At 39.6% G+C, this 22529-nt stretch carries 26 protein-coding genes; 1 reads left to right on the forward strand and 25 read right to left on the reverse strand.

Translation table 11 applies throughout. The annotated features are described in order from the left end of the window. Positions 1–8: 8 nt before the first annotated feature. Positions 9–287, forward strand: a complete 279-nt coding sequence (locus ACGHIY_RS06900; RefSeq protein WP_118091644.1) for a helix-turn-helix transcriptional regulator — start codon at positions 9–11, stop codon at positions 285–287. A 249-nt stretch (positions 288–536) separates the two neighbouring features. Here ACGHIY_RS06900 and ACGHIY_RS06905 read toward each other — a convergent pair whose 3' ends face one another. The 25 genes from ACGHIY_RS06905 to ACGHIY_RS07025 all read right to left on the reverse strand — a co-directional run bounded on the left by ACGHIY_RS06905 (position 537) and on the right by ACGHIY_RS07025 (position 22527). Then, entirely contained in the window at positions 537–929 is a 393-nt protein-coding gene (locus ACGHIY_RS06905; RefSeq protein ID WP_390525402.1) for a hypothetical protein, read from the reverse strand. 133 nt (positions 930–1062) lie between these two features. Beyond that, entirely contained in the window at positions 1063–1485 is a 423-nt protein-coding gene (locus ACGHIY_RS06910) for a YcbK family protein (RefSeq protein WP_390525403.1), read from the reverse strand. Between the two features lie 21 nt (positions 1486–1506). Beyond that, a complete protein-coding gene (locus tag ACGHIY_RS06915; protein WP_008601644.1) occupies positions 1507–2052 on the reverse strand; it encodes a phage holin family protein in 546 nt (181 codons plus the stop codon). Between the two features lie 22 nt (positions 2053–2074). Next, complete coding sequence (locus tag ACGHIY_RS06920) at positions 2075–2995, reverse strand: lysyl-tRNA synthetase (protein ID WP_390525404.1); 921 nt, start codon at positions 2993–2995, stop codon at positions 2075–2077. Between the two features lie 13 nt (positions 2996–3008). Then, positions 3009–3329 carry a hypothetical protein gene (locus ACGHIY_RS06925; RefSeq protein ID WP_101928784.1) on the reverse strand — a complete coding sequence of 107 codons (321 nt, stop codon included), beginning with the start codon at positions 3327–3329 and terminating at the stop codon, positions 3009–3011. 11 nt (positions 3330–3340) lie between these two features. Next, the gene (locus ACGHIY_RS06930) at positions 3341–4375 is read right to left on the reverse strand and encodes a hypothetical protein (protein WP_390525405.1); all 1035 of its coding nucleotides are present in this window, start codon (positions 4373–4375) and stop codon (positions 3341–3343) included. Further along, the gene (locus ACGHIY_RS06935) at positions 4320–4625 is read right to left on the reverse strand and encodes a hypothetical protein (RefSeq protein WP_390525406.1); all 306 of its coding nucleotides are present in this window, start codon (positions 4623–4625) and stop codon (positions 4320–4322) included. Before ACGHIY_RS06935 ends, ACGHIY_RS06930 begins: the two co-directional genes overlap by 56 nt. A 20-nt stretch (positions 4626–4645) precedes the next feature. Further along, positions 4646–7867, reverse strand: coding sequence for a phage tail protein (locus ACGHIY_RS06940; RefSeq protein ID WP_390525407.1), 3222 nt, complete (start codon positions 7865–7867; stop codon positions 4646–4648). Between the two features lies 1 nt (position 7868). After that, positions 7869–8381 (reverse strand): NlpC/P60 family protein, encoded by a 513-nt coding sequence (locus ACGHIY_RS06945; RefSeq protein ID WP_390525408.1) that lies wholly within the window; start codon positions 8379–8381, stop codon positions 7869–7871. Next, on the reverse strand, positions 8378–9229 hold the full coding sequence (locus ACGHIY_RS06950) for a DUF2163 domain-containing protein (protein WP_287551594.1): 852 nt from the start codon (positions 9227–9229) through the stop codon (positions 8378–8380). Before ACGHIY_RS06950 ends, ACGHIY_RS06945 begins: the two co-directional genes overlap by 4 nt. Before the next feature lie 11 nt (positions 9230–9240). After that, positions 9241–9807 carry a DUF2460 domain-containing protein gene (locus ACGHIY_RS06955; protein WP_039965085.1) on the reverse strand — a complete coding sequence of 189 codons (567 nt, stop codon included), beginning with the start codon at positions 9805–9807 and terminating at the stop codon, positions 9241–9243. A gap of 2 nt (positions 9808–9809) precedes the next feature. Continuing rightward, entirely contained in the window at positions 9810–12968 is a 3159-nt protein-coding gene (locus ACGHIY_RS06960) for a tape measure protein (protein ID WP_390525409.1), read from the reverse strand. A gap of 337 nt (positions 12969–13305) precedes the next feature. Beyond that, entirely contained in the window at positions 13306–13692 is a 387-nt protein-coding gene (locus tag ACGHIY_RS06965) for a hypothetical protein (protein WP_316138847.1), read from the reverse strand. A gap of 25 nt (positions 13693–13717) precedes the next feature. Then, positions 13718–14188 (reverse strand): phage tail tube protein, encoded by a 471-nt coding sequence (locus ACGHIY_RS06970; protein ID WP_008601657.1) that lies wholly within the window; start codon positions 14186–14188, stop codon positions 13718–13720. Beyond that, positions 14188–14649 carry a hypothetical protein gene (locus ACGHIY_RS06975; RefSeq protein ID WP_008601659.1) on the reverse strand — a complete coding sequence of 154 codons (462 nt, stop codon included), beginning with the start codon at positions 14647–14649 and terminating at the stop codon, positions 14188–14190. The genes ACGHIY_RS06970 and ACGHIY_RS06975 overlap by 1 nt, the downstream gene beginning before the upstream one ends. A 3-nt stretch (positions 14650–14652) precedes the next feature. Beyond that, positions 14653–15039 carry a hypothetical protein gene (locus ACGHIY_RS06980; protein ID WP_390525410.1) on the reverse strand — a complete coding sequence of 129 codons (387 nt, stop codon included), beginning with the start codon at positions 15037–15039 and terminating at the stop codon, positions 14653–14655. A 12-nt stretch (positions 15040–15051) separates the two neighbouring features. Continuing rightward, the gene (locus ACGHIY_RS06985; RefSeq protein ID WP_390525411.1) at positions 15052–15516 is read right to left on the reverse strand and encodes an HK97-gp10 family putative phage morphogenesis protein; all 465 of its coding nucleotides are present in this window, start codon (positions 15514–15516) and stop codon (positions 15052–15054) included. A 5-nt stretch (positions 15517–15521) separates the two neighbouring features. Continuing rightward, positions 15522–15809, reverse strand: coding sequence for a hypothetical protein (locus ACGHIY_RS06990; protein WP_390525412.1), 288 nt, complete (start codon positions 15807–15809; stop codon positions 15522–15524). A gap of 11 nt (positions 15810–15820) precedes the next feature. After that, on the reverse strand, positions 15821–16774 hold the full coding sequence (locus tag ACGHIY_RS06995; RefSeq protein ID WP_101928775.1) for a major capsid protein: 954 nt from the start codon (positions 16772–16774) through the stop codon (positions 15821–15823). Between the two features lie 25 nt (positions 16775–16799). After that, positions 16800–17435 (reverse strand): hypothetical protein, encoded by a 636-nt coding sequence (locus tag ACGHIY_RS07000; RefSeq protein WP_008601669.1) that lies wholly within the window; start codon positions 17433–17435, stop codon positions 16800–16802. A gap of 156 nt (positions 17436–17591) precedes the next feature. After that, a complete protein-coding gene (locus ACGHIY_RS07005) occupies positions 17592–17792 on the reverse strand; it encodes a hypothetical protein (RefSeq protein ID WP_316060900.1) in 201 nt (66 codons plus the stop codon). Then, the gene (locus tag ACGHIY_RS07010) at positions 17789–19372 is read right to left on the reverse strand and encodes a polymorphic toxin type 50 domain-containing protein (protein WP_390525413.1); all 1584 of its coding nucleotides are present in this window, start codon (positions 19370–19372) and stop codon (positions 17789–17791) included. The genes ACGHIY_RS07005 and ACGHIY_RS07010 overlap by 4 nt, the downstream gene beginning before the upstream one ends. Then, a complete protein-coding gene (locus tag ACGHIY_RS07015) occupies positions 19365–20723 on the reverse strand; it encodes a hypothetical protein (RefSeq protein ID WP_390525414.1) in 1359 nt (452 codons plus the stop codon). The genes ACGHIY_RS07010 and ACGHIY_RS07015 overlap by 8 nt, the downstream gene beginning before the upstream one ends. 15 nt (positions 20724–20738) lie before the next feature. Next, the gene (gene terL, locus ACGHIY_RS07020) at positions 20739–22163 is read right to left on the reverse strand and encodes a phage terminase large subunit (RefSeq protein ID WP_390525415.1); all 1425 of its coding nucleotides are present in this window, start codon (positions 22161–22163) and stop codon (positions 20739–20741) included. Beyond that, positions 22156–22527 (reverse strand): hypothetical protein, encoded by a 372-nt coding sequence (locus tag ACGHIY_RS07025; protein WP_390525416.1) that lies wholly within the window; start codon positions 22525–22527, stop codon positions 22156–22158. Before ACGHIY_RS07025 ends, terL begins: the two co-directional genes overlap by 8 nt. Between the last annotated feature and the right edge of the window lie 2 nt (positions 22528–22529).

Genomic DNA, 22529 nt, shown 5'->3' on the forward strand with positions numbered 1-22529 from the left:
AGGCGATTATGTATATCGGTGAAATCATTAAAAGCTATCGCGAACAACATAATATGACAGTTGAAGAATTCGCAAATAAATCGAATCTAAGTCAAGCAGAAATCACCCAATTGGAAGAATTATTTCAAAGCGATGGAATGACACCTTATCCTGTTGCAATGCGACAAATTAAAAGTATAGCTGAAGCCATCGAACAGCCAATCCCTATCATTATGAATCAGATTTCTTCGGATCAAGAAATCGTCGTTAACGTTATAGCTGAATCAGACCAGCCACATGCAAAATAATAAAACTTAGTTTATTAAATAAAGATTATTAACTCATAAAAAAGCACCACATTACTGTGATGCTTTAATTTGGTGAACCGTTTTAAGCTAAATACGAACTTTGTATGTATAATTAGACGTTCAAAATATCCAATTAGCTTAGAATTTTATTTATCTGACAAGAAATTGAAAGCATAATATTATTTAGGCAAAAAAATAAAGCCTGTTAGAACATCAAAAATATTCTAACAGGCTTTATATATAATAGTATTATTTAGCTGCAGCCACTATGGCCCCTAAAGTAGCTGCACCAGCAACAACGGCCCATATATCCCGTTGTCTATGGAGTCGAGCCTCCGTTTTCTTTGATTGCTGGATTTCCTTGTTCGCAATCTCTAAATATTTGTTGGTTTGATTCAAGTAATCTTCTTGCTTCATTGAGTCTTGCTTTGCTTTCATCAATTCGTTCGCTTGCTTCTCGTTGATAGACTTCAATTTGTTCAATTCGTCGCTCTGCCTCATGGTTAAGGATTGTGCTTCGGTCAATTTCAGATTGGATGCGTCTATTAAGCTCAATGTTTGACTCGTTTGATTTTTTACCCTGTTCCACTGCGTCAATGGCACGGTTATGGTTGGTTCGTCCGAACCAGTTTGTGTAGACATATTCGGCTGTTCTGCAAAAACTGTACAAGAAAACACCAATGAAAACAACAATACAAATATCACGAACAATAGGCTTTTGAAACAAATTTCTAATTTTAGTAATGATTGATGTTTCATTCATTTCAACCTCCGATTATAAATCATCCCAACGTGCAGCATATCCCCGCACATCAATGTGTACAAAATCCTGATAGTAGTATTTTCCGATACCATCGGCCCCACATTCCTCGGCAATTTCTGCAAGATAGTCAACGTCAACACCATCATAGGTGATGTCTGCTGCCGTCCCTAACACATGCTGAGAATCAGAAACGCCCCCAACCTCTTCATTGTGTTCGGGGCATCGATAGCCACTATTAACTGTAATCGGAACCCCTAACCGTTCCCGGATTCTATCCAATACATCGACAAGTCGCTTATCAATTATGTGATCTAAAATTGGATGGCCCTCAGCATCAACCCCATGTCGGTCGCAATGACATGCAAATTCATAATCGTCAAAGTATTCACCAATTTTCATATGCATTTCCTCCTTAAATAAGATAGGCACCAGCATATATGCCAGTGCCTAAAAAAATTATTTCCTTTTTAAAATAGAATCAAGTTTTTCATTAACTATATCCAATAATTTGCTCGCAAGCGGATTGCCTCCATCCCGCATATTTTCCAATATAGAGGTTAATTCTGTACCACCTAAATACGTCCACACAAGGGTTACGGCGAACGTATAGGGCTGTGCCATATAATCAAAGCACCATGCTGCTGACGTAAGCAATACATAGGATAGTACTTTATCCCCAAACGGCTTACGCATATGCTTAGATGATATGAGCCCTTTCCCAAATGCAGCAGGAATCGCCCAGTATTTATCTGTCATTCTGATATTTTCCGGACTCGCCCCCATATCTAACAACATCTGATATGCAATCGCCACCCACTTTGTAAGCAAATCAATGAACACTAAACAAATAAAAATTCCCAACACCTGAACATGCTTTAATCCTAAAAGCCATATGCCAATAGTAGCAAATATCGCCATTACAGTTTTAATTGCAAATCCATCAGTGAGCCGCTCCCAAGCTAACTGAATAAAATCAGTAATAGATACTAATAATGTATTCATTCAACTCTCCCCTATTATTGAATTATGCCTGTTCCCACTTTTCACTATAAAGGTTCCATTTTTTGCTGTGATCTGGATTGTAGACCTCTAATGAAATTTTCTGCATCATGACATTTCGTGGTGGGCGAGATTCCTCACTAACAGTCATTTTATTAACCCTAATGAGATCATAAGATTTTAAATCAAGGTTATCATCTGCCCATACAAATGCGGGGATATTGATTACGGCAAGAGAACTGTTAGCGAAAGCATCCCTATCAATATCAGTGGCCTTTGGCAAATTAATAATATTGTGGTCGGTTCCGACGAATGCTAATGCACCAACTTTAACAACATTCGGGCATGTAAGTTCACCCTCCAAATCGCTACGGCCATAGAATTGCTTAGGTAAAATCTCTGTAGCCGTTTCCGGATTGAATTCAATAAGACCTTTGATTTTAACAGTATCAACGACGTGCTCAATTAAGTTAAGATATTCAAGATATATATCATCTGTGCCATAAGGCTGAATTTTAATAGTTGCACTTCCGGATTGAATTTCAACAGCTTCTGCACTGCCACTCACTCGAACTTTAAAGCCATCTTGCCCGGATACTCGAATTTCAGTATCCCCTTTTCTTGGTTCGTTAAATGTAAGTGGAGTATAAGGCTGTTCAGCCAACGCATGAACAATAGCAGATAATACCGCATCAAGCATGCCACTATTAACAAGAATATTTTTGCTTTTTAGGTCCGCCACGATTCCAGCTAAATCAGGCTGTTGAGGTTTAAGGGAATTATAAAAATCTTCCTCAGTACCTGTAAAGCCATGTCGTTTGACAAAGTCATATATTCCCTCGCCCGGTTTTCCCTGTAATCCGGGTATATTTACATTCACGTTAATTGTCTCAGGAACATGAACTTCAATTACATATGGTGCTCTCACACTTCCTTTTATAGCCATTTTTTGCTCTCCTTTAATGTAAACTGATATCATGGATGAACTCAATATCGCCCATGACTAACTTATATGAATAATCTTTACCAACAATAAATACATCATATTGACCCTTTTTTATAGAGTCTGAGATCTTTAATGTATCTTTTCCTCTAATGGTTACAATAATTGTATCCTCCCTAATATGGCATTCAGCTGTTGCCAACAATTTGCCTGTTAGAGAACGCACTTTACAAATAGCTGTAGCGGTTGTTAGATCAACATCCCCCTGCACTATATAAGCGCGCCTAAAATCAGAACCTATATGTATCGTTTCAGATACATTTTTTATTGTGTTCATAGATCACCTCTTTAATTAAATGGCATCCCTGATGCTTTATCATAGCCCGTAACATCGACAACCATATATTGAGTAGCCGTCTGCCCAGCACACCCCATAGGATATGGTGTTACAGTATCCCAATAAATTTTTTGATAAGATTTTATTTCGATACTTCGTTTACCTGTAAAATGAACAGTTTGCCATACACTACCAGTATGTGATTGATTATCGCCTTTCGTAATATTAGGTCCCCATACTGCAGCATCGATTACCGACATAGGAATTACAGCAATATCACAATCATATGACTTAGATGGCACAGTCATTTTAGTATGCTCATTAGGAGAATACTTAGACAAGGTGCTGTACCAATCTTGATGATATTGGTCAATTACCCTTAAATATCGAATACGGCTATCATAGATCACATCATTTTTGATATTGTATTCATCTTTCCAGCTTGTTTTGAAGAATTTGTGCTTTCCTAAAACCTGCAAAGCTATATTGGGTTTGCTACTGCCTACCTTATCAACGAATCTGATGCGAGGTGTATTCGCATTGGCTACTACGTCTTCGAAATATCCAAAACAATAGAACTTAATCCCATTTTTCACCTCATTAATCATTTCTTGTGTAATTATTGCTCCACCCTTAACAACATCAACAATAAGGGCTATGAATCCCTCTCTTTTGCGACATATCCATTGTGCTTTGAATTCATATCCCTGTGGAACAGATATTGCAATAAGTGGAGCCTCACCATGATAATTTGGCTGAGTAATATACGTTATACGAATAGCGTTTGAACCACCATTTCCGTATTGATATAGCATAGTTGGCACCATTAATGGAGTATACGTTTTAAGTTGCGTAGGAATTAATACATCAGCTGACACTGCTCTATTGCTTCCAGTCCACAATACAGCCTCTTTTTGTTTCGGTAAGCTGAGATAAACTAAATTATCATAACTATCATTAATAATAGTTGCGCCAGCTTCGTTTTTAACATTAATAAACTCCATAAACAACCCACCCCTCATATTGAAAGCCGTTAATCCGCTCATTGGATAAATCTGTTTCACGAGTTACAGAAAAGTACCATGTAATAACATCATCTTTAACTTCTGCCACTAGGTACTGCCCCATAGCTGTAGCCCACACCTTTTGCCCGGACTGCAGTCCCTCAACACGTATCGTATTCTTAACGTTAGGCACCGCACTTACATATTGACGCCCTTCAATGCGTGTCAAACGTTCTTTTAGATTTAATATGATATTGCCATTTTTATCATATATTATGATATGAGGTGTCATTATTTATACTCCTTTACCATTTACCAGCACCCGAGCTTGACTCTAACGTTATTTTCCTCGTCATAAGCTGAGATTAAATTGTCCTCAATTTCTACCCGAGCCCCAGTTGTTCGAGTTCTTAATGTTCCAATAGTTGCGCAAATAGCAGATAGAGATGGCGTATCAATATTCTCCGCAGTAACTGCATTGGCTTGGATCATACCTTTAGCAATTACATTGGCATCAAATACAGTTTTACTTGTTACATGGAATAGCTTCCCATCAATACGTGTGCCTGATTTACTCAAATTGATGCGTGCGATTAATTTATCGCCATCGATTTCGCCCAATGCTTCCGTAATACGTGCATCAAATCCATCTGACAGCTGTGTAAATCGACTTTCAATATGTTTATTCATATCGCTTATTGATTTAGTAGTTCCATTTGCTAAATCCGTGAGGCGGGATTCAAAGCCATCAGATACCTTTTTAACTGCTGATACATCATTTTTCATGGATTCAATAGCTTTATCCATTTTATCCAGTCCAAGGCTTTCAGTATCAAGCAATTCTTTCGGAATCTTTTCCAAAATCGCTACTGGCTGTTCTGCCGTTTTAGCACCCTCACCAAAAATATCAACAAAGGCAACCCGCACTCGATATATACCGACATTCAATGGAAATGTAACTGCATTTGTAGCTGAAAAATACACGGTTTCATTAATATATACATTCATCCCTTTACAATTAGCTGGAATCGCATTTGTAAGTACCCCTACACTACCAAAGCCAGCTCTAGCAATAAATGTTGTAGGTGCCTTAGGAACAGGAACGTTATATTCGACATTTGCGGGTGCTCCATATCCTTTAGATGGATTGTGGGCATATAAATATACTTTTCCTTGTCGCTCGGTTAGTATCCCAGCATACGTCGTATTATTACTACGTCCAATTAATCCATCGGATTGTCCCGGATTAAGATTTGTGCGCAATTCATAATAATCAATGTCTGCATTGCGGACTTCCAACCAATTAAATTGTGCTACGGATCCAAACGTTACTGAAAAACCTTGCGGGGTATTTGGTACATCACTTTTCATTTGCACGAGAATACTTTTAGTAATTCCCTGTGAATAGTTGCCATGAGAATCTTTGACCTTAACTTTAACCTCATATGTATGGCCTAGTTCACACCCACTAATAACGATTTGCCCGTTGCCATTGCCTCCATATTTCCACTCGCCGGCCCCTTCGCGATACCATGCTTCAGCAGTATCAAACGTGTTTAAATCCGGAGCAGTAAATGTAGCAACTACATCATATGACAGCACCCCGTCGCCTATTTTGTAATACTTTGTATATAAAGCTAATTCATTGACCTCAGGGATATAGTAAGGAGTAATCGTATATTCATAGGCTTGCACTTCATCAAGTCCTTGCTCATTAGTACCAAACATATTACGAGATGAGAATTTAAGGTATATCTTTTTCCCAACATCTTCAGGACGATATGGTGCTCTGAATATAGCTTCATCCACACGAATAAATCGCTCATTAGCATTGTGTGAAATCGCCTTTGTGCCATATTGTCCACGCACAAGCCCTTTCAGCGTATACCAATTATCCGTATGCATTTCTACTGTTTCATAGCTCAATGCCTCACCTCCTACCCAGCATAGCGTATTGCCACGCTCAGCATCTATATGAGTACCGTTCTGCAACACACCTCGATTAAGAACTATATTGCAAAAATCATTAGTTGAGCTAAATCCATATTTCATACGCCCCATACGAGCCTGTTGAGTTATTTCTCCGATTTGTCGATAACGTTGATTATCATCGGATAGCCAAACAGAACAACCGCCCCAATTATCCGGAGCATTAACGCCCACGAATACTTGATTTCCTCCAACATCTCCAACTGTCTGAAATATTGCTACGTCATTAACAGATGGAGCCGGGATATTATAATCAATGAAAGGTCGTTCATTCTCATGGACGTTATATTTAGCTGGAGCATATGTGCCGGGTGGTTTCCCCTCTGCAGTAATTTCAAGTTGCCCATCTGCCGCCTCTGATACAGCAGTTATAATGACAATTTGCTTATTTAACTGACAAATATCATCTGTTAAGGTCACTATATCACCGGGCTCCAATCTGCAAAATTCCCATGATAAATGGAATGTATACTGATTACGACTATATAGCCGTTTCATTGCTAATTGCTCGGCATAATACTGAGCTCTTGCTTTCGTATACAAATAATGAGCTTGCTTAGTCGATGCCGGGCGCATTCCATTTTTTTGTACATCAGCCACAACCTCGAATGATACTGTTTCTTTCTCATAATTGTTAGCACGATTTAAAAATTCAACCGTTGCCTGATTGTAACATTCAGAGGTGTCTTTCCGCTTATAAATTACTAGCTGCCCATCACTTCCCGGAATTAAATCATCTGCAGTCAAATCATACTGAACCTGTAAATGCGGATCCCAGTCACGGATTGACTCATCTGCAAGAGGTACGATTTTTAAACGGTCATTGGACCAAAATAAAATCGCATTTGTAATTTCTGCGATTTCATTAATTATGGCCTGTGCTTTTTTTGCACCTTCATTTGGGGGTGTAGAAATCAATATATCCGCCGCCCTGCAATACCGTCTGTAATTATCTAACCCCTCAATTTGAGACGCATCAATACCTACCCCTTTTAAGATATGCACAATGTAATCTGCAGGATTCACATCAATGCCATCACCGGTGTCTAATAATTTGCCTTTGACCTCAAAATTATAGTTTGGCAAACTCCCACGCTCTCCAAGATCTACAACGCCAGCCATATATGCAAGTCCACTATATGGCAATGCCTTTTCAGGGTGCTTGCTGACTACATACGGCCAAGGTTGCTGCCCTAGCCTACCATCAAATAGAGTAAGCTGGATTTCACTTTGTGGGTATGTAAATATTTCTTTATCAATCCACACTTTGCCGATACCGGATATAGGCCCCTCGCATAAACCAATAGCACATGCTACCGAGTAGGTATATGTAATATTAGTGTGTTTCGAGCCCCCACCTTTACCAGTCCGTTGAGTAGACTTATGTTCGTGAGCGGTGAAATCGTCATAATAAATTACATTCCCGGATTGTCGAGTAGTCCCTAACACTTCAGGAACTACTTCACCATACGAAGCACTATTAATTTGAAATTCATTGATGCGCTCAGCTGTTGTAGTTGAGTTATGACTGCGCCAAAAACCCATATTATGGTGTCACCTCCTCTCGGAATCGATAAACGGCACGTAATCGGCTTCGCCCTCGACTATCATTGAATATTACATCTTCCAGCTTTGAGAATATTACGCCGTAATCAACAAATGCATGGATAACTAACCCGTTACCAATATATATTGCGCCATGACTAATGCAACGACCAAATTGATAGAGTAAAAAGTCGCCAATTTCAAGTATGTCATTTTCAAGATCCACCTTATCGGCTACCTGTTCCACATATTTGAGATATTTCTCTTCTGAATGGTGCAAATGCCACTCATTCGAGTAATCCTCAATATTCAATTTATCCTTTGGCATAAGCCCGGATTCAACAACTGCAGCCACTAGCAAATACGCACAATCAACGCCAACGCCTCTTACCATCGCATTATTTTGATAAGGAGTACCAAGCCACCTAATTGCAGCATTTGCGATTTTTTGGCCTGTACTTTCATTTGTATTTGGCTTGTCGCTATCTGCTCGCTGTAGTTTGATAATATTCATCGAATGCTCTCCTTTAAAGGAACATATGGAGTCGCCCTGTTCCTATTAAAATTATTAAATTTTGAACGACATTCCTCAGGTGTTTTTGCACACCCCGGATATATATAGGCCTCATTGCCAACTTGTGGCTGTGCATCGGCAGGTGTCATATATCGAATACGTCCATTCTGACTATCCATAATTTGAGTGGATTGTCCTGCGAGAGGGCCATTTATCCACTCAATACCTCCAGCATTGTAATAGCCATTGCTAAATGAGGAATCAATCGTAATAGTATTTGTAGCCGGAACTGATACAACTTTTATGCGTTTTCGATACTGTTTAATATCTACGCCACACTCAGAACTATAAATGCTATAGGGGCATTGAGGATAATATCGCTTACCCGGAAACTCAGTATTGAGCCTTTGCACAACTGATTTGACATCAAGCTGTAATGTAAGTCCACCACCCTGTTTGACATTAACTTCTCCAGTAAACAAAGAAACAACCCCAATAATATGATTTTTCTCATCAAAAAAAGCTCTCTTTAAAGATAGAGTGGCGCCATCGAATCCACCATTATGAGCTACCGCCATAATCGGAACTCCACCAATTTTGTCATCCTTGTTGCAAGAAATATTGACAGTTAATTTATCGACGGCCACTTCGGAGCGTGTTTTTATTTGGTTCCGAGTAATAATTGGACCATCACCTCGATATAACTTACCGCCATATGATACATTAGCATCAGTATCGGCCCAGTAATACGAGATTCCACTCACTAATTGCAGCTCATATAGATCACAGCTAACAAATGATTTATTCGTATTGAGATGACTATTAAGAACTTCATCAACGTGCTTCATACTTTATCACCTCACCATGCTGTAACTAATTTGAACGGTTTAGATTTATAAACATTTCTATATTTCAAGTCGGCTGTAAAGTCGCCACTAAATACGACCTTCCAATAATATGTATAGTCAGCCGTAATAATTGCGGTAGGAGATACGGTCTGGCCACTTGCTAGACGTATAACCCCTTTGTCAGTGGTGCATCTAACCTCTTGACCGTCAGCATATAGCTTAACGTTTTCAACATATGCAACAGGTTCAATATAATCACCGAATTTACGAACAGCCTGCCATTCATTCTCGGCCCCGGTCCCAAGTCGAATGCCTTTTTGCGTATGGTCCTCAGGGTCAAGCCATAAAAACGGGGTTAAGCCACCTTTTACAGTGGCATAAAAACCCATCATCGTTTCGTACTGTTCTTGATTCAATACGGCAAACGATGCGGAAATAGTATATTGTGGCAGTTGTTGAGTAGTCATTGTACGTAATCTACCGGATCCACTCCGCTTAGTTTTTACATCCCAATGCTGCATTTTGCTTGAATCCCATGCAAACGTATTGATGTTAGGGAATTTTTTTAACTCTGCCATAATTACCACGTCCCCGCTGTTGATGTAAATTCACGATTATTATCTACTAAAAATTGGCGTATAGTTTGACCGCCTGACGATTCAAGCCATCCCATAAACGATTGAGCATCCATAGCATTGACATGTACATGCACATCGCCACCGCCTCCAGCCTTTGAAATGCCTTCACCAATTTGTCCGAATACCTGTTCAGATAATGGAACGACTGCTTCCGGATAATTGCCTTCACCAATCTCTGCAAAGGTACGTCCATATGCTAGGCCACCACTTGCCAACTTCAAATTTGGTACGAGTTTTTGCGGACCACTTCCAATGTCAAAGCCTCCACCAATATTGCCAAGTCGTCCAGCTAGTGATGCAACAGAACTCATCGCAGCACCTGTAGCCGATGCAGCACTCCATGCAGCCATGCCGGCTGTAGCACTAGCGCCCCATGTAGCCATTGCCATTTGTTGAGCTAGTTGAGTTGCTAACGGTAACTGCGCCTGTAATGCAGCATTATTCGCTGCAGCCGTTTGGCTAGCCATCATTTTACCGAAGATCATCTGTTGTAATTGAGCCGCAATCCATTTGGCAACAGTATCCGCAATCGTTTTTAAAATAGCATTCCCAATATTTTGAAACGCTTTTTCTAAACTTTGCGTGCCCTGTATCAATTTAGATATGCCCTCTTGCATACTATCAATGCCTGCATTCGCCATATCAAAGAACATCTGTTGACTATTAAAATGACTGTCCATAACCGCTTGCTGGTACTCTTCAAGAAGCTGTTTTCGCAACTCATAATTTTGCTGGGTCGCTACGTATTCATCAGTCAAAGCCTGTTGTAGCGCTTCAAAATTTTGTGTACGCATTGCTTCTTTAATTGCCCATTCTTCTTCAGCACTTGTACGAATTAGATCAAGTCTTTGATTTTCAAAGTTTTCATTCATCGCCATTAATTCAGCATTTTCACGCTCTTTAAACGTAAGACGATTGCCCACTAATTCATATGGCGTGTTAGTATCTTGCAACATCTTAATGTATGCAGCCCTATCACGTTCCGTCATTTCAGCAAATTTATCAGATAATTCCTGATATTTGTCTTTAATCGAATTAACCGCATCATCTTGATCTTTAGCTAACTTAGTTAGTGGCGATTGTGCCCCAGTTGAATCACGTTCAGCAGTATTGAACTTAAACGCAACATTCATATCACGGATAGAGTTTTGTAATTCACGCAATCGCTTGGCCTCTTCATGCATCGCATCCTCACGCTTGCGGGCATACATTTCCATGATTTTTTGCTTATCCTCTTCATAGTGGATATTGTTTGCTTTAGATTTCTCTAACTCTTCAAGTTCCTTATCCCGCCATTGCTCCGCTAATTGAGCTCGGGTCCCGAACATCTCTGTCCACGATTCAAGTATTTGACGATGCAATCGTTTTGCTTCTTTTTCAGCATCCTTGTGACTGCCAGCGCCTTTGCCCTTCTTCCCTTTTTTGCCACCAGTTCCATAATCGCCGCCAGCATTTCCAAAATCTACTTCACCACCAGTTGAAGGGTTTAGGCTATCACCAATACTTCCGAATAAATCTGCAGTATTATTGCCAAAATCTTCAGCCGCCTGTGCATCAATCAAATTCAATTCATCAATTTTACTTGCTGACGTATTGAATACAGACGCTATTTTACCTGAAACAGCATTAATGCCACGTATGAGCGCATTAATCATGCTGAGAATACCATTAATAGCCCATGTAACTGTATGGACGATTCCCATCCATATGCTTTTCATAGTAGCACCAAAACCATTAGTGGCAATTTCACTAGAAGCAAGTGCAGCAACTAATACAGCTAAAACTGCAACAACTAAACCAATCGGATTGGCTGCTAATACAGCATTAAATACAGCCGTTGCCCCTGCCGACGCTAACGCTCCAACAGCATGTGCAGCTTGTGCAGCATTAAGAATCAATATTCCAGCCCTATATGCTCCCATAACTGCTGTGGCTGTTGCAATAGCTGTCCTTATTCCCAAAAATACAGCCCTTACCGTACCTGTTGTAACCGCCCAAGCTTTTGTAACTGCATTTATAGTGGCGATTGCAGCTCCTTGCACGGTTATTGTGCTAGTAAATGCAGCTGCAGCAATGCGAGACGCAATCATATATGTTGTAATCCCAGCAAATGTAGCTATAGCTGGTGGTCCAATGGCTGTTAATACAGATCCAATAGACTGTACTGTTTGCCCTAATAGCCTTGCAGCAATAACTCCGGCACTAAATGCTCCCGATATGCCACTAATAGCAACGCGAGCAACAGCGGCCAAGCCTTGAAATACTACTCCGATATTATCTAATGCCTCTTTAAAACCACTATTTGCTGTCATCTGCGTCAAGTTTTCCAATACTGGCTGAAACGCTTGTATTGCTTGGTTTTGAATTGCATTTCCTACTTCTGCAAAAGTCATAGGAAGTTCAGCAAATTTAGCGTTTGTTTCATCGGCACTATTAAACATTGCATTTTTAATAACCTCTGCTGTAATTAAGCCTTGTGAGGACATTTCTTTTAGCTGGCCCATAGGCAAGCCCATTTCTTGCGAAATAGCTTGTGCTAATAATGGAGCATTTTCCATGATGGACCTAAATTCGTCCCCTTGTAACTTACCAGCTGCCATTGCTTGTGTGAGCTGATACATAGCGGAGGTTTGTTCTTGAATCGATGCCCCGCCGATCTTAAACTGTTTATTCATCTGTTCAACGAAAGCAATGGTTTCATCATTTGAAGAGAACGCATCTTTTGCTAAGATCCCCAGCCTACCAACAGCGCCTGCCATATCAAGGTATGATCCACGAGTACGCTCAGCAGCTGCATATACCTTGTCCATAATTTCAGCAGTTGACTGTGTACCGTCATTAATCATATTGATGCGGGCTTTTATTAATGCATATTTATCACTTAGTTCAGCCCCAGCCTTTACAGCCTCTTTCGTAGCGGTTGCAACTGCTGTTATACCTACAGCCGCTCCCGCAATGGATAGGCCTTTTGACATTTTCTCGCCTAATTCTGCAAGCTTTTTGCCAAGAACCTCATCAGCTTTTTGACCGACTCTATCAATAGCTTGCACAGCCCCAGCGGAAGTGCCATTAATTTTGACATTAATTTGTTTATCTGCCATTATTCGATTTCACCCCCTCCCGATTCAATCCATTCACGTTTGAATTCTATTTCCTCTTTCATTCTGTCAAGCTCCGTAGGTGGATAAATATGTTTCATAAGATCCTCTACGGTAATTTTTTTGCCTTTAGCAATTTGCATATTAGCTAATAATGAAAAAAAGAATGCCTGAATACTATGCTCCCGCCTTGCCCTAGCCTCATAGCCCTCTAATAGCTTATAAAACTCTATAACGGATAATCGTTTATATTCCCAAGGTTTTAATTGCAGTACTCCATATGCATTCTTTTCATTAAATCGATACCACTCAAAAAAAGAGGGGGCATCAGCCCCCTCTATTAGTTTTTTTCGTTTAAAGCCTCCTCAGCTTCAATGTTTGCATTATCTTCCTCGGTGGCTTCTTCAGGGAACTCCTGATAATAAATCTGTTTACCCATAACGCCACTGGCGATGAGTGCTTTTTGTACAGTAATCATCAATTCATTGAAATTGAAGTCCGTATTGTTCATCATTTCCTGAATTTTTTCTTGATAGAATATCGAGGAACGTCGTTTGTAGTGCGCAAGCCCAATTTCAAAGGCAACCAATACCTCCGTCATGCCTAAGCCATCTTGAAGAATACGACCTATAGGCTTTTTCAATACAGCTTCTAGCTGTAAAATGCGCCCAATATTAAAATAGATTTTTTCACCTTCGCCAAAGTATTCACATGGGATTCGTTTCATTATAAAAGCCTCCTGAGATTATAAATTAAACGGTTTTTAATTCAGACAATGGACCATCACCGTTAAGAGTGATTTTACGAGTAGCCACATCATCGTGTGCACCAGTCGTAGAGTTATCCGTAATGGATGCCCAGCCTGTAACATATGATTTATCAGGATATTCATATTTAATATGAATGCGTTCATCATTCAAGAACGCCTGATATACGACTTTTAAAGTTTCATCGTTAAGCATCAAAATTGATTCAACTTCGGTGGACCATTCTTTCATGCCCGGTAATGTAGTTTTCCAACCACCTGTACCTTTATGAGAAGCGTCAATAGAGTCCGCTTTTAAATTCAAGTCGCCCGTTCTTTGACCACCCAACAATTCCCATTTTGCACCGGTAGTTTCATCGGTACCAACATTGATGTAGATCAATATATTTTTACCCATAGCGACAAGAGATTTTTTGCTTTGCTTTAACGCAGTTAAATTTTTTGCTGGTTCTGGCATTAATATATATCCTCTCTTTCATTCAAATCAAAAAGGCGTGCCTCAATAGTGTACTGAGTGCCCAATAATGGGCGTATACTATCATGGTCGCCTACTTTATTTACGACATGGAGATCAACGATTTGAAATCCACAATCTAATACGCATACATCTTCATTAAGCTCTCCACACGCTTTACGGAACGCTAATAATATAGCGTCAACCTTATTTTCGAGATCAACTAATTGTGGATATCCTTTATCGAATTCTTTTGTGCCGGTTTTAGTCCAAGCTTCGAGATACAATGTAACTTTTAAATGCACATCATCATCTTTTTGCTCTTGCCCCCGACCAATCATAACAACACCATTGGCTGTTACTCCAGCATTCTGTGGTATTGTAAGCCCTAGCCGAGTATCAATACCTAAATTAGTGCCATTAAATACATCTTGTATGCGCTGCATTAATTCATACCATTGCATATGTCACCCCCTAAATATTTCAACTGAGCGATAGCCCTTATATTCAATAGGGTTACCAGTTAGCTGTTCAGGTGTGATACGAGATTCTAATTGCTTGATACGAGATTCATAATATTCTAATTTTTTAGAATAAAAGTCGTCTGTTGAGCCGTTATTGCTGTAAGAACCCGGCAATGCAAATGCTTTATTTACGCATACTTCACGATAGATATAAGCAAGTACTAATTCATCGGTTGTAAAACTACGAATAATCTTATCCGGCTTTACACCTAGACGATTACCAAATGCATATAACCACTGTTCTGCCTTTCCGACAGTATTGGCGGTTACTTCATCACCTAGTAACTCATCATTAAATAGCTCCGCCATATCCTCAAATTTGTATAGCATATTTAAAACCCCTTACATATTAAATGTTATTGAATATTCGTCTTTAACTAACCCACGAGACACATCGTCCAAGGCATGGCCTGTATATTGTGAAAATATATTAATAATGTTTGGTATATTATTTTCCAACGCATCATATAAGAATGGATCAGGTGCCGTTCCCGGATGAAATACCCTCCGAGCAAACACGAAGCCATTCCCACCACGAGGGACAAATCTTAATACCTTTTTGAATCGTGGATTAATCACATGAGCTGGCGTTCCCTCATGCACAAAAGGGCCATATTTCGCAACATCAATATCAAGAAATACGACCCCTTGCATGCCACTATTAGAAATTTGATAATCAATCGCCTTTTCAAGATTACCTGTTTGAGAGGTAAATCTATGTTGTTCTTGCGCAGTTTCTCTCACATCTATAGTGCTTGCTTTTACAGCCTGACGAATACGCTTTTCAAATATAGCCCGGCTATTCATAGCAATTATTTTTTACCGGAACCCTTGCCGGAGGTTTTATCCTCAGGGCCCTCATCCTTAGGCTCTTTATCCTCAGGATCTTTGTCCGGAGGATTTTCATCCTTATGCTCTTTATCAGCCTTTGGGGTTGTATTTTTAGGTTCCTTTACAGGTTTATCTTCCACAACTTCATAGCCGTGCTCTTTAAACCATTCAATGTGGTTGGCATCTTCGGTGAAGCCTTCACCATTCACAAATACAACTGAACCTGTTTGACCTGTATAATCAGGTACTGGAGATTTAATAATCGGCATAATTGACCTCCTTATTTAACCTTAATTTTACGGAATACGCCTGCTGCCTTAGATGCTTTTAATGCAACAGCGGCAACCATTTCGACCTCGCCTTTTTTAACTGCACCAGCGTTGGTGAAGTCAGGCAACCACAAATTAACCACATTATCGCCAGCCAAAGAAACACCGTGGAAGCCATCGATGCCAAGACGAGCAACATACAATGATGTTTCGCCCTGACCGTTAATGCCAATTACAGGATCATTGGAACCAGCTTTTGCACCAAGATCAACCAATGGAGTTACGCCATAGTATTCAACTTGTTGTCCGAATTCGTTTAGTTTAGTAGAGTACATCGCAGACCGACGAGCAACTGCACGAATTTTAGCAATCAATTTGGTATTACCCATAATTGCAGATGGTGTACCATCCAAGGCTAAAAGGAATTCATCAAGTTGATCAAGGAATGATTTGTAATTTGTATCAATAGCAGCGCTATCAGATAAATCGATTGCTGCTGTTGGTGTGTATTCAGTGGAAGAACCTAAAAGCGCTTTATCCAAGCCATCAAAGGCTTTAGAATTAACGCCTGAATCACCATTGATAACCGTATCATTGAATAATGCAGCTGCAGCTTTTACCTTTTGCTCAATTTGCAAGGTAGTTTCATCAACAATACCGCCCATCTTAGCGATTACACGGTCGATATCAAAGGAACCGCCGAATACTTTCAAATCAACGGTATAACGTTTACGAGTAACAGATTGTGGAGTATATTCCGAATTAATATCACGGAAATCTGCTGTAGGTTGAGTGAGTAAACGAGTGTAGCCATATGTTAACGTGCCACCACCACCTGTAGGAGATACACAATCATCGAAAGTTAAGTTATCAAATAAAAAGGACGATTTGCGGAACTCATCAATAATCCCCATTTGCAAATCGTCTTGTACGTTAAGTTTTGCTTCAGCTAATGTAATTGCCATTAGTTAAATACCTCCATTAAATAAATTATTCACATTGTTGGGCTTCAATAGCTGCCGCTACAGCCCCTTTTAATCCAGCAGGCTTGTTGCCTTCCCCACCATTACCGGCGCCACCGTTTCCTGAACCGCTTCCACGTTTTTGACTATCTTTAATCGCATAGTCTTTCCCTTTAAGCCATTCATCAACGCAATCATCAACAGTTCCGCTGGTTCCGTCAGATTTAACATATCCATAAGTGCCATCTTCATTGACCTTAATTTTGCTAACAATCAATTTGGAAAATTCTTTTGGATCCATAGCATTTCGCTTTGTTAAAGAATCTACAACTGCTGCAGCTATTTCGGATTGGATACGTTGTGCATCAGCATCTTCACGGGCTTTACGTTCGGCTTCTACGGAATCTTCTAAGGTTTTAATCCGTTCTTGCATGGCAACGATGCCGGCATCATCCTTAATCCCTGTGGAGTTAATTTTTTCTAACTTGCCTTGCGCCTCAGCAAGCAAACGTTCGGAGGCTTCTTTTGCCGCCTTAGCCGTTTTTGCCTCATCATTTTTGGCGTTAAATTGACTTTTGGACACATAATTCTCCCCATAATCCTTAGTCACCGCCTCTGCCTGCTCTTCTGTTAATCCTAACTTGATTAATTCCTCTTTTGTCATCTGTATGACCTCCTGTAAAATATACCTTTCCCACTTCGCTTTATTTTCGTGTGCCACACCACACGACTGCGGTCTCGTTCTTTTTCGCCTGCGATACTAAAAAGGCAAATAAAAAAGCACCTGCATAAGCAAGTGCTTGATTGGTTAAATTAAGTTTTAAATTTCTCGTATTTCTGCGATTTCACTGGCATACAATTCATATTCGTCAACATATATTGATGCTTCATCAGGCTCATTATTCACACCTGATGTAAACGAATCTAATTTACCAGTCATAGTGTCGCCATCAACGAATATGACTTCTACATCTTCTGAACGAATCTCATTATAGCGTTTATAAAGTTGTTCTTCTGTCATTTCCGTTCACTTCCCTTCGGCACTATATGAATACCCTTTCCTGATACATGTACAGTTGCAAGGCTAGTTTTCTGCTTTGTTCCGCTCCTTGCATTTACATCATACCCAATATGAGGGGATATATCAACCATTATTTTATGATTCCAATCGCCCTTTCGAGTAAACCTAATACCACTATAAACTCCTTCCTGTATGGCCTTTATAACATCAGCATGAGGAATTTCGTGGTTATAATAGCTTTTATTTTGTGTTTTATCGTAAAGCTTACCACCTTTTATATGCATGCTTTGCCGCATCACATAGCTACTATTAAAGTATGGTGAGTTAATATAATCAATAACACGATGTCTAACGTCATCTATTGTTTCAAACTCCCGACGCTTTGAAAGATCTTCAATATTAATTTTTCCATTCTTAATATAATTTTTCAATGACTCAATAACAGGCAGCCTGCTTTTAAATACGGCACCATCCCAGCCCCTAGCTTCCTCAGTCCATGATGCATGCCCATTCATTACTAAATTGCGACCATTTACGCCTAAAATGCGCTCTTGCTCCCGCTTCGGTAATGACTTCAAGTATGCTAGCCCTCCAGCTTCTATATTTGGCTTAGCTGATGCAGTATCAATCATACCTTCTATAATTGGCTTAATACGACATATGCAATGCGGATGTGCGGGTAAATGAGGGAATTTATTTTTAGGATAAATCCCTTTTCCGAGTCCATATAAATCAGCATTTGCATATACATCACATATATCAACCACCGGATGTCGTGTACTCAATTTCCATTGAAATGCAACTACATCAGGATCATCCATATGCCTTGCAATCTCACCCTCTGCATATGCACGAGCCCTTTCAGTTCTGGCGATACGTTCAGCATGATAACGAGCCTTTTCCTGCGTCGCAACATATATGGCATGATTTAAAGCTGCTGTATTGCTCTTTTCAACAGCACCAATCAACTCACTATATGCGGCTCTAAGTCCCGGAGTAGTTTCTTGCTCAACTAATCGACGGACTTTACGAAGCTGATATTTAAGAATATCTTTCCCAGCTTCATCATTAGGCAATGGAATGGGCAACTTGCGAAGCTTCTCCAAAAAATCAGGCAAATCAGCTTTTGAAATTACAGAATTGCCACCATAGCCATCGAATATAGCCTTTGCTGTAGTTAATGTATCCTGCCCTTTCTTCATTGCATCGGATATTGCTTCTGCAACATCGTTTTTGACACGATTAGACGCATTATGTAGCCGTTCAGATAAGTTTAAGCCATCAGGTGCCCACGCATCTTGCATAGCCTTAGAAATCGTTTTTAGATCATATGGCATACCTTTTATAATAGCACTTTTAATTGCATTACCGGTTACACCAATATCGACCCCATATCCTTTAACACATTCACGAATTAATTCAGATATTAAAATACCCCGCATGGCATCCATAACGGGGTATTTATTATACGCTTTTCGTACTGCAGTTTGTGGGGCATAACCAGCTTCTAATAGTCGTCGAATTTCATTTTCAAACTTATCTATGGTATCCTGAATAGTTTGTTCTGTAGTCTTATTCATCTACATCATCGCCCTCACTACTGTTTGAATATGTGACATCAAGAACATCTTGTTGTGTTGAATCCTCAATTTCTTTAATGATATCGTCATAAACCTCGTCATCGATGTTTGGCATATATCCATCGAGAACTCTTTTAACAACTTCCGTATAATATGTTTTAGATTTAAAGCCAAGATCTAATGCTTGTTGCCCCTGCGATAATACATCAGCTACATCATTAATATCAAAGTCTCTTGGATACTCACATTTATAGGATAAATGCTCATTTGTCCACAATTCATATAGTTCAATAATTGCTTTTTCCGCATTCTCACATTGTACTGCAAAATTTGCCAGTCTTTGATTGGTTCGTTTAAACGCCCATTGCTTTGCTACGCCGGATTTTTCTTGCTGAACCCCTACTACAGAATCAACTCCACCAATACGGTACATCTCTTTAATTTCGGAGGCTTTTTCTTCCATAATAATCTCAGCTGGTCCTTTATCCGGCGCAATATATGCTGGCGGATGACTAGACTCAGACGGATACAACAATACATTATTAACCCCAAGGGTTAGATCCCCAACACTTTCATCTGAAGGCATTGTTAAAGTAGAGAAGGTTTGAGAATTAAGGATTTGTGTTAATAAGCTATCTAAATGATATAGGCGATAATTCTTTTGTGCTAGTGAGTAAAACTCTGGATGAGGTAATACTGTAGTTTTTTTAGTACTACGACCAAACCATTGGACTACTGGCACACGGCCGAGATTATGCTCGCCCTCTGCAATAATGCCTTTCCCTTTATCTCGAATTCTCCAAGCGGTGTCAGTCCACTCATGATAAATAATCTTTGTCCCGCCATTATCATCAATGATTGACTCTTTATATTCAAAACGAATAATACGCCCCTCATTATCTAATTTCCAACCAGTTACATCAGCAGGTTCAACAGATAGCAAATAAGGAAGTCGTCTATTCTTCACATTGTCGGCAACACTCGCACCAAATTCAGCCACGTTGTTAACAATAACATAAACCACGCCATATAGCTTTGCAATTAAAGCCTGTTGTTGGATATATTCTTGTAATGATGTTCCCAATCTATCGGCATTCTTTAAAAATACATCAAATTTTGCTGTAGGATTATACTCACGTCTAATCTCATCATTAAAAATTGGGTCAACATTAGCATTAATAATAGGGGCAATATGATTGGAATAGCTAGACAATGCCTTCCGAAAATTATAATTATATAGGCTCTCTCTTGGGTGCTGTTTTAATCCTCGTCCTAACGAGAATAGCCCAGAACCATAATATGCATCATGTAAAAGCTTGTATGCATATTTCTGTTCGCTACTAATATACATGAATAGATTAACCTCCTAATAAATATCGGAATTAATGGACTTAATAACTGGAGCATTTAACCGCTCAATAACACCAGTTGTTGCATCCGGTGCATCATCATGAGCATTTTTCCCCTTACGTTGATATTTGTACATGGCCGAATAATATTCCGGCCATAGTTCTTTAAAGTTTTCAGGATATAATACGTAATCCATAACTTGTGTAGAGTTAGATAATATTCTAGCCTCTTTATTTTTGCTTTGATGGAACGTGACAATCTTAGTACGATTGCCGGGATATTCATCTTTAAGAATTCGCTTAACGTTACGAGCAAATCCACGGCCACCGTTATTAGATTCAATATCACTAACATTTACCCCGTTACGATGTAATAGTTCTGCGGTTTTCCTTTCGGTAACCTCCATGGGTGCATCAGTAAAAAGAATGTCCAATATATAAGCATTATCGTTATAAACGCCGTACACAATAGCACACAGCCAATCTTCACCAGTATCAGCAGAATCAACATATGCCTTGACTGCAGAAAATAAAGGATATCCCTTATCATCTCTTGGAATATCCTTGTAAGTACTAAAGTATGTATATAGACGACCTTTAACATCAATAGGCTCTTGCTGATAGTTAGCTGATGCAATATCTTCGCCCATTGCTCTGACTTTAGAAAGGTAGCTGTCTTTTGATAACACGTCATCACATAACATAGTGCCATCATCCTGCACGGCTTTCATCATGATAACTTTAGGCTTAAATTTGGGATCATCAGCAAAATGTTCAATGGCTCGACCAGCTAAATCATCACTTGCCCAGCGAGTCATAATGATGATTATTTTTCCGCCTTCCTCTAAACGGGAAAGCATCGTATTGGTGAACCAGCTCCAGTGAGCTTCTTTAACATTTTCATTATGTGCTTCCTCAGCATTTTTAATGATGTCATCAATAATTAAAAGCGAAGCACCAAAGCCAGTAGATGAACCATCAGGCGAGGTCGCTAAATAGCTATTATAGCCATCTTTTAACGACCACATATGCGCAGCACCGTCGCCCTCCTTGATTTCTACACCACAAAAAACGTCTGAAAATACGGTGATATTATCATCTGCCTTTATTTCTTTAATAGAATCACGCACACCCTTTGCAAACGACTTTGACAACGTGGCATTATATGAGCCAGTCATAATCTTTTCTTTATGATTTTTACCAAATGCCCATTTAACCAAGTTCTGAGCGGTGCGGCTTTTGCCGTGACGAGGAGGGAGATTTACGATAAGCACATTATAAATGTCGCTTTCATAGAACTCTTGCAAGGCATTACATAGCTCTACTAAATATTGGCGGTCAGTCCTATAAAAATCGCCTTCTAGCAGATGGCAATAATAAAAGAACTCACGTCGTGCGAGTTCTCTTTTTGCTTGGACTATGATTTTATCTTGTTTAGTCATGGCCTATCAACTTCTTAATATCGTCGGTAGATACACCATCGAAAGGGTTATTGACCTGAGCTTTAAGTTCCATTTCAGTTTGGTCCTTTTGTCCCAAGAACTGCTTGCCAAGAAATATTGCCATTGCTGCAGATCTATCAGCGAGTTTCCATTGCTTACGTCGTAAACTTATCTTTCCCGCACTTCTCTTTTCTGCAAAAATGTCGGAGAAAGTCTTTCCATATGTTCGCTTGCACCAAGCATTGAGCGTCTTATCAGAAATACCGAGCACAAGCAGAATTTCGTCCTGTGTTGCCTGTATCTGACACATAGCTTCAAACTGTTCCTGCTTAATGACTTTTTTCGGTCTACCAGTTCTTGCCATCT

The organism is Veillonella parvula, assembly GCF_042850485.1.
Taxonomy (GTDB): domain Bacteria; phylum Bacillota; class Negativicutes; order Veillonellales; family Veillonellaceae; genus Veillonella; species Veillonella parvula_Q.